Below are 13008 nucleotides of genomic sequence, written 5' to 3' on the forward strand. Positions count from 1 at the left end.
TATAACTAAAGTATCTTATCAATATGGAATCAAATCATCATCATCACGAATGTGGTTGTGCTCAAGGTTCTCACGGTTGTGGCTGTGAGCATCATCACGAGCATCATCACGAGCATCATGACGAGCATGGAAGCCTTGGCAAGCGCCTTCTGCTCATCTCGGTCACTGTATTATTGCTTATAGGAGCTTACTTCGTCGAGAAGACATGCGCTCTTTCTACCTGGCAGTTGCTCCTGGTTTATCTTGTTCCCTATCTGCTGATAGGTCATGACACCTTGGGCGAGGCTGCCGAGGGTATTGCTCATGGCGATGTGTTCAATGAGCATTTCCTGATGACCATTGCCACCATAGGAGCCTTGTGCATCGGTTTCTTTCCAGGCGAGGAGACTGAGTTTGCTGAGGCTGTCTTCGTCATGCTTTTCTTCCAGGTGGGTGAACTCTTCGAAGGCTATGCTGAGGGAAAGAGTCACGACAGTATCTCACATCTGATGACCATCCGTCCTGATGTGGCTCACGTCTGTCATGGAGAAGAGGTAGAGACTGTAGCCCCCGAGACGGTACAAATCGGTGAGACTGTTTTGATAAAACGAGGAGAGAAAGTGCCTCTTGACGGTAAGGTCGTCAGTGGTTCTGCGCTTCTTGACACTTCTGTCCTTACGGGCGAGAGTGTACCGCGTGAGGTAAAAGTGGGCGATGAGGTTTATTCGGGCAGCATCAATGTGAAGGGAGAACTGCGTTTGCAGACCACCAAGACCTTTGGCGAGAGTACAGCCTCTCGCATCATAGCCTTGGTAGAGGGTGCCGATGCAAGCAAGTCGCGCAGTGAGTCTTTCATCACCCGCTTTGCCCGCGTTTATACTCCTGTAGTAGTGCTGTCAGCCTTGGTTTTAGCCATTGTGCCGCCTCTCTTGGGTACTTTGGGCTTGGGCGTGCAGCTCTTTGGTGAGGGTAGTTTTATGCAACTGTTGCCTCTATGGCTCAATCGTGCGCTTATCTTCCTTGTGGTATCCTGTCCTTGTGCCTTGGTTATCAGTGTGCCGCTCACTTTCTTCGGCGGCATTGGCGGAGCCTCCCGCGCTGGTATTCTCATCAAGGGAAGCAGTTATATGGATGCCCTTGCCAAGGTGGGCGTAGTGGTGTTCGATAAGACTGGCACGCTGACTCATGGCGAGGTGTTGGTACAAGCCGATGAGGGTGCGCCTGTTGTGGTAGGCGATCGTGTAAAAGAGAGCAGTGCCGAGGCTATAGCCCAGTTGCGCCGTGAGGGTGTCGTCAAGACGGTGATGCTTACAGGCGACCGTCAGGAGGTGGGCGATCGCATAGCCCGTCAGTTGGGTCTCGATGAATATAAAGCCGAACTGATGCCTGCCGATAAGTTGGTTCATGTAGAACAACTGCTGAAACAGAAGCCTGCCGGCAGGACTTTGGCTTATGTAGGTGATGGCATCAACGATGCGCCCGTATTGAAGAGGGCAGATGTAGGAATAGCCATGGGTGCCTTGGGATGTGATGCTGCCATCGAGGCTGCTGATGTGGTGTTGATGGACGATGAGCCTCGAAAGGTTCCTCTTGCTGTTCACATTGCCCGTCGCACCATCCGCATTGCCCATCAGAATGTGGCCTTTGCCATAGGAGTCAAAGTGGCAGTCCTGTTGCTTGCCACCGTGGGCTTAGGTACCATGTGGATGGCTGTCTTCGCCGATGTCGGCGTAACGGTTCTTGCTGTCCTCAATGCCATGAGAGCATTGAAGAAAGTGGAATAGCATAGTTGATTCTATAAAAACACCAACCCACTTGCTTTGGAAATCCAAAACAAGTGGGTTGTTATTTTTAGGGCGTTTTTACCCTTTTACCTTTTTACCCTTTTACCTTTTTACCTTTTTACTTTTTTACCCTTTTACCTTTAAAAGTCTGATACTCATAGGACTCACGGTGATGAGTCGTTTCTTGTAGAGGTCGCCAATGGCACGCTTGAATACCTTTTTGCTGACATGGAAGCGTTCGTAGATATCGTCAGCCTCGCTCTTGTCGCCTAAGTCGCAGGCACCATCATTGTCGAGCAGATACTGGTAGAGTGTTTCGGCAAAGTCGGCAGTTTGCTGTTGTCCTGTTTTCTGCAGACTCACATCAATCTTTCCGTCAGGGCGCACTCTTCCGATATAGCCTTTCATTCTGTCGCCAGTATGAATGTACTGGAATATCTGGTCCTGATAGAGCAGACCAGGGTACTGGTTGTCGATGATGACCTTGAAGCCGAGGTCTGTCTTCTGCCAGATCAGCAAGTCCACCTCGTCGCCATGACGATAGTGAGGATGTTCCTCCGACAGGTATCGCTCCACCTTGGCAGATGCTACGATGCGATAGCTCTCCTCGTCAATATGTACGTGAACGATGTATGACTGTCCCAAAATCATGCGCTTCTTTTGCTCACGGAAGGGACAGAAAAGGTCTTTCATCAGTCCCCATCCCAAGAAAGCGCCATATTCGTTCACCCATTTCACTTCGAGGTAGGCGAAGTCGCCCACTTTGGCAAGTGGCTTCTCGGTGGTAGCGATGAGTCGCTCGTCTTGGTCGAGGTAGATAAACACCTCAAGTTCGTCGCCAATGCTCACCTCTTCGGGTACGTAACGGGTAGGAAGAAGGATTTCTCCTTCTTCACCTCCGTCAAGGTAAATGCCGAAGTCTACTCTTTTCACCACTCTCAGGCTGTTGAAATCGCCTAATTTTATCTTGTTGCTCATATATGTGTTCTTTGTTTTATCTGTAGTTCGTTTTTATTCTTCGCTCTTCACGTCTTCGTTTTCTATGGTTTCACTCTTCACTTCTTCGTTCTTTTCTACCATACCGTCTTTCAGGTGTATGGTTCGGTCGGTAATCGAGGCAAGTCCCTCGTCGTGTGTGACAATGACAAAGGTTTGTCCGAACTTGTCGCGCAGATCGAAGAAGAGCTGATGCAGTTCTGCCTTGTTGTGTGAGTCGAGGCTGCCCGAAGGCTCATCGGCGAGGATTACAGCAGGATGATTTACCAAAGCTCTTGCCACAGCCACGCGTTGCTTCTCACCTCCCGACAGTTCTGCAGGTTTGTGATGAGCTCTTTCGCTCAGCCCCATAAAGTCGAGCAGTTCTTCTGCCCTTGCCTTGGCTTCCTTGCGGCTCTTGCCTGCAATGAAAGCAGGAATCATGATGTTTTCGAGCGCGGTAAACTCCGGCAGCAACTGATGAAACTGGAATACGAAACCGATATGCTGGTTACGGAAGTCGCTCAACTTCCGCTGTGACAGTTTGCTCACGTCAATACCGTCTACCACTACGCTTCCCTCATCAGGGCGGTCGAGTGTGCCAATGATCTGTAGCAGGGTGGTCTTGCCTGCGCCACTGGGGCCAACGATGCTTACCACCTCACCTTTATTGATATGCAGGTCGATACCTTTAAGTACCTGCAGCGAGCCGAAGCTCTTTGTTATTCCTTTGATGTCTATCATTGTTGTTTGATATTATTCCATTTAAGTTCTGAAATTTTAGATTTTCCACAAAAGACAGTCACAATATGTAGACCTTCTCTTATTCCTTTTGTTGAAATAATTCCTTTATTTTATTAATATTTTGTAGTTCTTGAAATTGTTATTTTTATTATCTGATATTTTTATTAGATGTAATCCTCGACAAAGAGAAATGTTTATTTTGTTGTTGGTACATTCCTCCTTTTCCAATATTCCACAGGTATTATAGATTTTTATTGTTACCATATATGGTGGATCTATAATTATTTGATGGCCATTTACAATGAGAAAATCAGATAAATGGTTTTTGTTTGCAATATCTGTGGTATTGAGTTTCAGAATATTACTCATTGCTTGTCCATATTGGTTTCGTACCCAACAAAAAATACCATTATACCATGTTCCAGGATAGACTGTAAAGCCGTCTTGAGGTATTGTCGTAAAAATTGTATCTGTATATATAGGTAAATGGTCTTCACTTTGTTCTACTAAAATGACTCCTTGCTCAAAATTTTCTGCATCAATAGAAACATTGGCCAGAGGATAATCGTCCTGTCCTTCTATTGGAGTCCATGTCTTATTCAAAGTCAAAACAGGAGTAGATGGCAGAACTTCAAAATCAATAGGTTCTGAGCGAATATAGCTGATATTGTTTTTTCCTTTATTTGAAGTACTAAATATACATGAAAAATAACAGTCGTTAGGACAGACCTCTTTTTTTAAATTTCCCCAGTCAAATCCTCTAAGAACGCTGTTGTATGGGTGTGAAAAATAACACTGAAATATTTTGGGTTTGTTAATAAAAGAGCAATAAAGTTCCTCAGATAAAAGATATTTGTATTCTTGATTATTTGTTTGTTTAAAATTAATATACCATTTAATGGATTCTATGTCTTCAGTTTTATAGTGTCCAGGTAATGATAATGTAATTAAATCTCCATCTTTGATCTGAGTACATTTCTTACCATTAATTTTTATATCAATGTTTTCTGCGTTTTGTTCGTTACGTCTTGCTTGATTGTAATCTGGGGATTTTTCTATAAATTTACTTGTATATCCATATTCATTGCTTAGCGATATATCTATATATGCCTTATAACCTTTTATCATAGGTCCTATATGGGTTGTTCCATTTTTGAAAGCATAACTTCTTGAGGTACCTGTATCGTCCGATACAAAAATATCACCACCTGTGGCTCCTTTTGCAAATATAAAAAGGTCAAATTCATAGCTGTTTTCATCAACGTCTTTTATGTTTTCGATGTAAACTTTTTCTATTTTAGGGCGAGCATCTAATGATGTCAAATAACTATACGAAGTACCGTTTGTCTCACAGATAATTTTCCCTTGTACACACTGGAACATGTCAAGATATTTATCAGTATTGCTGGGATTTACAGAAAAAATATTTGTCTGATAAGCAGTGCTGTTGTTAGAATATTGTTTTGTGATTGGGTTATAGATTTGATAAGTCCAATTTCCTACTATTGGCAATTTGTTTGAATCTAATATTTTGAATTCCATATTATCATAAATAGACCCATAACCCAATGCGTCTGTGTTATTACAAGTGATGTGTAAGTCGTAGGAAGTAGGAGTCCAGCCAATAGATTTCATTATGTCGATTGTTTCTGGATTTATTGTGAGTAATTTATTGTAATCTGATAAAGAATCTTCCATAAGATTATTATAACCTAAATGAAAATACACTCCACTTTTACCTAATTCAAAATAGCCGCGATTGTACATTTTGTAATTAAACGATGAAGTCTTTAATGATAAAGGCTGTGTGAAAAAATCTGTAAAATCTTTACTATTTCCTATTCGTTTCAAATCAGAAAGATATTTTTTTCCATTGTATAGTAGTTTGTCAAAAGGAGAAGAAAAACGACTAATTGCAAATCCTAATCCTCCTGTTCTATATGTAACAGAACAACCAAATCCCATAATTTTCGCAATACTTCTCATGAAAGCGTTTGACATGTTTATAGTACCAAAGTAAGTATTGTCATACGGCCATGATGAATTCCAGTCAAGTGAAGCGTTTATAGTAATAGTATCGTGTTCTGTTATATTGTTGTCAATTTGACGATGTAGATTATCTGGGAGAGATTCCAAATCTCTCCTATTATAATAAGAATATCCTACAGTTGTAGAAATAGCAATATCTTCATTTAAGTCTTCAGAAATGCATACATGGAATTTTATAGGTTCTTTTATGGCTATTGCGTTTTCCCAACTGTCCATTGCTGTTTTTAAACAATGCAGAACTCCTTCCGTCATGAAAAAGTTATCATCATATGAAGCTATAAAAAAACCTAAACGTGATTGAATTTCCCCCCTTTCTGAAGTTTTATTTCTTTCTTTTTTGAGAAAATTTTGGTCTTTACTTTTGTTTTTAGCTTGAAAAAAAATGTCAGTACTGTCGTTAAAAACGATAGTAAAATAGTCATTATCAGCTTCTTGAGCATTTAATGAATTTACACTCATAAGTGTAATAAGGATAATTCCTAAAAAGTTGAAATACTTCATAGCTATTTGTTTGAATTAAGTTCTAAATTCTTTTGCAAAAATAAGCAATTTTGTATAAACCTCAAAAAGAAATAAGGGAAAAGATAGAAAATGAGCTATAAATGTTTTTAAAAAGCAACAATATTGTATGATAGATAGATAAAATTTAAATTTTATCGGATCACCTGCAAAAACGCGTTTGATTGCGCTGAAAAGGAAATCTTTGTTAAACATAAAAAATATTTTATGTTATGTATGGTTATTAAAAGAATTTTATGTATCTTTGCGTCGTGATAAGTAAACAATAGTATTGATTTAAATTCAAGCCAATTAAAACAAAAAAATATGGAGAATAACACAGAATTACTCAAGGAATACGCATCTCTTGCAGGCAGGGAGGATGCCAAGAGCGAGGCTCGAAAGGCAGAGATTCTAAGCTACATCAAGACTCATGCCAATGATGCAGACAGAGAGGAAGCCAAGGCTTTCATTGGTCAAAAGATGGAGCAAATAAAAGATAATGTAGAGGTGTTGCGCAAGCAGATAGAGACAGAGGATTATAAACTTCTTCCTCTTCGCTACATCGCAGAAGTTTACTTCGGCAAGAGTGCCGCATGGCTCTCGCAGCGTCTCAACGGCTCTGAAGTGCGTGGACACGTCTATACGCTCAGCACTGAGCAAAAAAACATCTTCAACCAGGCTGTCCAGGAGATAGGCAAAAGAATTAGCTCTTTGCAATTGGCTTAGAGTTTACTTATCACACAATCGAGCCCTCGAAAGTTCATGCTTTCGGGGGCTTTTACTTATTACTGAGCCCACTTTAAAAAGGGCATATTTTGAATCCAGTCTGACCAGTGTGGTCATTCTGAGTGAAACATAGCAATCGGCTCCACTGGTGAATATCTTTCGAGAAATCGCTTTGAAAGAGCCGAAAGCTTCTCTGATAGGCCCGAAAAGGGCAAAAATAGAAAAGCCTCGAAATATGAAAGCGGCTTCGATGGTCAATGAAGCCTATTTCGTAGAGCAATGAAAGCGGCTTTGTAAGCAGTTGAAGCCTATTGCATCTTTTTGTATAAGATGTAGGAATTGTCCCATAACTTCTCTTAATTTCCCCCAACTTTTCTTAATTTTCCCCAACATCTCTTCACTCCCCGTATGCGAAAGTTGCATTATATGATAGTAATTTAGTATATTTGTGTGCTATTATTAAAAACTAATCAACTACAAGGATGAAAATCAACAAGAACTTTTGGCTCATGCTGCTCATGGCAGGCTGGGCTATGATGAGCAGTACGGCAGCACAGGCTTCCGTGCGAGATACGATAGATATCAACTGGGGATGGCAGTTCCATCGCGGCGATATAAAAGGTATCAGCCAGCCATCTGACAACATTCAGAATCACAGTCTCTTGGATGAAGCTATGCAGGGATGCGAGGTCGTCAACCTGCCTCACGACTTCCAACTCTATCAGCCCTGGGTGGCACCGGGGGCTGACGAACGTGCCAACAGCAAGGATGCTGCCAATAATGTGAAAAGCCGTCTCAGCGCAAGAGGGTTCAAGGAGATGGGCATAGGCTGGTATCGATACGAACTGATACCCCAGGAAGAATGGAAGGGAAGACGGGTGATGCTCGACTTCGGAGGCATGATGCTTGTGGGCGATGTCTACGTGAACGGACAGCATGTAGGGGCAACCGACTATGGCTATTTGGGATTCGATATCGACGTGAGCCAGTTGCTCCGTTACGGCGAGAAGAACGAGATAGCAGTGAGGACAGATACACGTGCTGCCAATAACTCGCGATGGTATACGGGCGGCGGACTCTTCCGTGATGTTCGCCTTATCATCACCAACGACCAACTCTATTTCCCTCGCCATCCACTCTATATCACCACTCGCAACAACCGCGAGGTGAACATTAGGGCAGAGATAGTAAACCGACAGAAGAAACAGAAAGGAGAGAATTTAGGCGCGATGCCCATAGAGGTGAAAATCCTCGACATGACAGGCAGAGTAGTGGCGCAGCAGAAAACCGACATGCCTTTTAATGCCAAGTGGCGCGACCGCGAATATGAACTGCCAGCCATCACGCTGGAGGGCGCCCAACTGTGGTCGTGCGACCATCCTTATCTCTATACTGCCGAGGTGACGCTCTACGACAAGGAAGGAAGAGTGGCTGACAAAACACGTGAGCACTTCGGCATGCGTACCATAGAACTGTCGCCCCAGCACGGACTCCTGCTCAACGGACAGAAAGTGTTGCTCAAGGGTTACGCCAATCATCACACCTTGGGAGCCCTTGGTGCAGCAGCCTATCCTCGTGCCATCGAGCAACAGATACTCACCATGAAGCGCTTTGGCTTCAATCATATTCGTACATCTCATAATCCTTACAGTGAGGACCTGTTGCGCCTGTGCGACCAGTATGGTATCTTGGTGGTCGACGAACTGTATGATAAATGGAACTCGCAATTCACTGGCGGCAGGGGAGACTTCCTGAGCCTTTGGCAGAAGAACATACCTGAGTGGGTGAAGCGCGACCGCAATCATCCCTCCGTCGTCCTATGGAGCTTAGGCAACGAGCTGCAGCATCATGCCGACATGCCCTTCAACGACTGGGGAGTAACCCTCTACAGACTGATGCGCCAACTGTTGCATCGCTATGACCATACCCGTCTCACCACGGTGGCGATGCATCCGCGTTATCGCAATATCGATACCGACTCGTTGCCTGCCGATCTGGCTGTTGCCACAGAGGTCAACTCGTATAATTACCGTTATATGTACTTCCCCGGCGACATGAAGCGTTATCCCGAAAAGATATTCTATCAGAGCGAGGCGAGCACAGAAGCCATGGGCCCCAACTACTTTGAGATGAATCTCGACAAGGTGATGGGACTTGCCTACTGGGGGGCTGTCGACTACTTAGGCGAGAGTTTGGGCTGGCCGCTGAAGGGATGGAACAAGGGAGTGTTCGATATGACCATGCTTCCCAAGCCTGATGCCTACTTCGTGAAGAGTATGTTCTCTGAAGAGCCACTCGTACATATCGCCATCATTGAGAAGGCTGGCACCGATACGCAGTGGAACGGCATCAATGTGGCTACCCAACGGTTGTCTGAAAACTGGAACCGAAACCAGGGCGAGCAACTCTCACTCTATACCTATACGAATGTCGATGAGGTGGAACTGCTGCTCAATGGCAGGAGCCTGGGAGTAAAAAAGAATGACGCTGATCCCAAACTGCGCAACCGCATACGCTGGGATGCAGTGCCTTATGAGCCTGGCACATTGGTGGCTGTGGCAAGGAAGGCTGGAAAGGTAGTGGCGCGTCATCAGCTTACCACTACCGGAGAGGCTGTGGCGCTGAAGTTGAAGCCCGAAACTACCGACTGGCATGCAGACGGCAAAGACTTGATGATGTTGAGAGTGACTGCTGTTGACCGCAAGGGGCGTCGCGTGCTGAGTGCTCATGACTTACTACATATAGAGGTGAAGGGCGAAGCCGACATCGTGGCAGTAGGCAATGGCGATATGGCTTCGTCAGAGTTGCCAGTAGGTGACAAGCAGTTGGCAAGCTATGCCTCGCGAAGCCTTTACGAGGGTACCGCCTGTATCGTTCTCCGTTCCCGTCGTCAGGCAGGCAAGGTGGAGCTGAAGGTAAAGAGTGGAAATCTGTCAGCAGGAAGCCTGCGCATGAATACACAGCAACCAAAATCGTAAACCACAAGCAGGGCGAACGCATTTTGATGCGTTCGCCCTGTAGGCTAAAAAAACATTTATATAGTATAGGAGTAAAATTTCTCCAGTATTAAGCAATAGTTTCTTTGGGTTTTAAGGCTGATAACACAAGTATAGCATTTATAACTATCAGTTCTCCATATGGGTACTGAGTAGTTACACATCAAAATTACATAGATATGGATTGGATGGGGTCGTTTGAACCGACCCTATAATATGATAAAAAGGAAACAAAGAAAACCATGTAAGGGAGTGAATGATCAGTAGCCAATCCACATGTTATTACCTCCATAATGGTTCCGTTTCCCATCCCTGCGGAAAGCCGAGAGCTTTTAAGTCAATTTCAGGAAACCGAATGAACAACCATGTTAGTTTGGATTGCATATCATTATTGGGGGATATAACATTAAGAAAGTACTTGATGATGCAGAGATCAAAGTAAGCACGCATGGAATCTGTTGGTAGCGTTATCCATTCTCCTGCAGGACTATTGGGAATTGCTGGCTGAATAGCATTCTGCTTGTTCCATACTCTTGAATGATGACCACAGGCATTTCGAGTAACAGCAATAACCGTGAGCCATGACTCAAACACATTGATAGGCAAACCAAAACGTTTGGCAATGCGCTTGCGTATGCGATTTTGTTTAATGTTGCGATAAATGGCATTGACGTTTCCAATAGTAAGCAGTTCTCCTAAAATCCACGATGGCGGATATGGCTCTGAGTAGGTTCGTTTGAAATGGAGAATGAACTCCTCCTTAGATTTGCTATATTCCTTGGATATAGCTCGCATTGTTTCATTGAACTTTGAACTATCCAAGAAATAAGAAGAGTCAGTAAGCCAAAAGGGATTGCCAGTCATATCTGCTGTTATTTGCATCACCGCACGTCTGATAGCAATTTCAATCTTTTCTATTTCATTGAACATGAGTAGTCTCAGTTTCTTGTCAAAGCGATAAAGCATCATCACCTTTTCGAATGTTGAACCTTCCTTATACAAATGTGCTGTTTTGGGCATCTTCAACAAAGGATACATATAAGCAGACAATCTGTAATAACCAATATTGTCAAGGTACTGTATGGCTTTGTTTCTGTCACAAATCTGTAAACCTCGTGATTCAAGCAAATTAACGAGATTTTCCGAAGATTCAAACCGTTTTGTAAAGGAAATAAGATTCGCCATGTTCAAATGTGTATAAACAAAAAACGCCTCGCACGATTTGAGCATTGTTAAGAGGCTTGGCGAGGACTGACGCTGCAAAGATACGAATAATCATTGATAATACAAACTTTTCGGCAAGAAAAATCAAGCAAAAGTGGAATTCTTTGACATATTTATATTTAATAATGTTAAATCAGACCTTAAAATTATACTTTGCCAGCCAAATAAAGTGGTTCCCAAGATAAAAGTGTTACGTTTGTAACGTCTATACCTATACCGAAAGCCCCAATGGGCAGAGGTTGGGCAGACATACATATGGTAAAAGGCGTAACTGTACGCTTTGTATAGCTGCTGTTGCGATTTTAGCAGGAACCTTTGTATTCGGATGGTGTGACACCCTTCTCGCGCTTGAACAGGCGGTTGAAATACGAGAAGTTGTCGAAACCGCATTGTTGTGCCACTTCGTTGATAGGCTTGTCGGGGAATTGTAGCAACAACTTGCAAGCCATGTCGAGACGAAGACTCAGGATGTAGCTGGAAGTGGTAAGACCCGTCAGGGCTTTGACACGGCGGTTGAGTTGACCACGTGACATATACATGGCAGAAGCCAGTTCTTCAAGGTTTATCATTCCCTCTGTTAGTCGTTGTTCTATTTCATAGCGAAGAGTTTGTGCAAACTTCTCGTCAGTCTCTTGAGTCTCACCATCAACTGTTTGTTCTTGATGATTGGTGATGGCTACGTAGTCTTCTCCTTTATGTTTTCTTTTTCTCAGTAGCACGAAGGTTGTCGTAGCGATTAGTATCACCATGAACAGGGTGAAGACTATTATATGGATGAGATGTTGGGATCTTTCTTTGGCGCTTTCTGCCAATAGTTGTTGTGCTCGATACTCAGCATCGTTAGCTGCCAGTCGGTTGGCAGTTTCACGTGTGTAGAGTGAGTCTTTCAGTGTCGAGTAACGTTGTAGGTGGATAGCAGCCTGTTGGGGGTGCTGCTCCTTGAGTAGCAAGTAGAGTTCGTGCTGAGCTTTGCTCTCTCCACGTATGTCGCCGATGGCGGTAAAGAGGTCTACGGCTTTTTCGTATTGCCATTTTGCCTCTTTCGGCTTACCAGTGAGTCGGGCTATAAGACCGAGCTGTTTATGGCAGATAGCAAGCGACTGGCGGTTGCCTACTTTTTCGAGTTCGGAAAGAGCCACCTGGAGAGCCATGCAAGCCTCGTTGTAGCGACCTAAAGCGATGAGCGCATCCGATAGTTGTGACAGACGTATGGCAGCACGGTCGGGTCGTCCTCGCTGCATGTCGAGCTCGTAAGCAGTTCTCGCATATTCGAGTGCCTTTTTGTTGGAAGCTTCGTTGCCTATAGCATGCAATATCTCTGCAGCCATTCCGCTCTGAATGGCTATACGAGCCGTGTCTTTTATCTCGCGACTGATTTTCAGAGCCTCTGTAATATAGTTTTGTGCTTTCTGGGGTAGGCGAGCAGCAAGATAGATGCCTGCGATGGTGTTGAGTGAAGAACTGATACGTGACTTATCGCCTAAGCGTCGGTCGATTTGTAGAGTCTGTATAGCATATTTGATACTTTCCTCGTAGGCACCTAATCGGAAGTGTGCGATGGCTGCTACTGACAGGCAGTCGCTCAAGAGCTGTTGGTTTTTACTCTTTCGGCATAGGGGTAGGGCGAACAAACTATAGCAGATACTTTGTTGGTATTTATGGTGCGTCAGGTAGTGCTCGGAAGTCCAGTACCAAGTGTACATACGGATAGAGTCGGATGGGGTGTGGTGGTTGAAACGGAGAGGCTCATCACTTGTTTCCTCCTTATAGTAAAAAGCCATGAGTTGGTTGGCAGCAGAGATGAGACGTGTACGATCGTGCTGCTCAATGACGAGCAGCAGACTATCTGTCTTTGTTTTTTGGGCGTCTGTAGCTTGGGGGTATAGGAGAGTAAGCAACAGGACGATTAGCAGTATTCTTTTCATTATCTTATAGGTATTCTTGTCTGCAAAGATAGTTTAAATTGGAGACAATACCAAATAAATCTATGTATTTTTGTTTTTAACTTCTGAACCAGCGAAAGTTTAATG

The 13008-nt window shown here is 43.8% G+C and carries 8 protein-coding genes; 3 read left to right on the top strand and 5 right to left on the bottom strand.

Annotated elements, in window-relative coordinates:
* Positions 1-23 precede the first annotated feature (23 nt).
* A complete protein-coding gene (locus P3T48_RS06055; RefSeq protein ID WP_276506017.1) occupies positions 24-1763 on the top strand; it encodes an HAD-IC family P-type ATPase in 1740 nt (579 codons plus the stop codon).
* Between the two features lie 126 nt (positions 1764-1889).
* Here P3T48_RS06055 and P3T48_RS06060 read toward each other — a convergent pair whose 3' ends face one another.
* The 3 genes from P3T48_RS06060 to P3T48_RS06070 all read right to left on the bottom strand — a co-directional run bounded on the left by P3T48_RS06060 (position 1890) and on the right by P3T48_RS06070 (position 6032).
* Entirely contained in the window at positions 1890-2741 is an 852-nt protein-coding gene (locus P3T48_RS06060) for a CvfB family protein (protein ID WP_276506018.1), read from the bottom strand.
* A gap of 33 nt (positions 2742-2774) precedes the next feature.
* A complete protein-coding gene (locus P3T48_RS06065) occupies positions 2775-3482 on the bottom strand; it encodes an ABC transporter ATP-binding protein (RefSeq protein WP_276506019.1) in 708 nt (235 codons plus the stop codon).
* Between the two features lie 105 nt (positions 3483-3587).
* Entirely contained in the window at positions 3588-6032 is a 2445-nt protein-coding gene (locus P3T48_RS06070) for a hypothetical protein (RefSeq protein WP_276506020.1), read from the bottom strand.
* A gap of 324 nt (positions 6033-6356) precedes the next feature.
* Here P3T48_RS06070 and P3T48_RS06075 point away from each other — a divergent pair, with 324 nt between their 5' ends.
* Positions 6357-6758, top strand: coding sequence for a DUF5053 domain-containing protein (locus tag P3T48_RS06075; RefSeq protein WP_158463500.1), 402 nt, complete (start codon positions 6357-6359; stop codon positions 6756-6758).
* Between the two features lie 482 nt (positions 6759-7240).
* Positions 7241-9736, top strand: a complete 2496-nt coding sequence (locus tag P3T48_RS06080; protein ID WP_276506021.1) for a glycoside hydrolase family 2 TIM barrel-domain containing protein — start codon at positions 7241-7243, stop codon at positions 9734-9736.
* Positions 9737-10036: 300 nt separating this feature from the next.
* Here P3T48_RS06080 and P3T48_RS06085 read toward each other — a convergent pair whose 3' ends face one another.
* Positions 10037-10939, bottom strand: a complete 903-nt coding sequence (locus P3T48_RS06085; RefSeq protein WP_276506022.1) for an Abi family protein — start codon at positions 10937-10939, stop codon at positions 10037-10039.
* Between the two features lie 341 nt (positions 10940-11280).
* Positions 11281-12903, bottom strand: a complete 1623-nt coding sequence (locus P3T48_RS06090; protein WP_276506023.1) for a helix-turn-helix domain-containing protein — start codon at positions 12901-12903, stop codon at positions 11281-11283.
* Positions 12904-13008: the final 105 nt, after the last annotated feature.

Origin of the sequence: Segatella intestinalis (assembly GCF_029348455.1) — a bacterium.
Taxonomy (GTDB): Bacteria; Bacteroidota; Bacteroidia; order Bacteroidales; family Bacteroidaceae; genus Prevotella.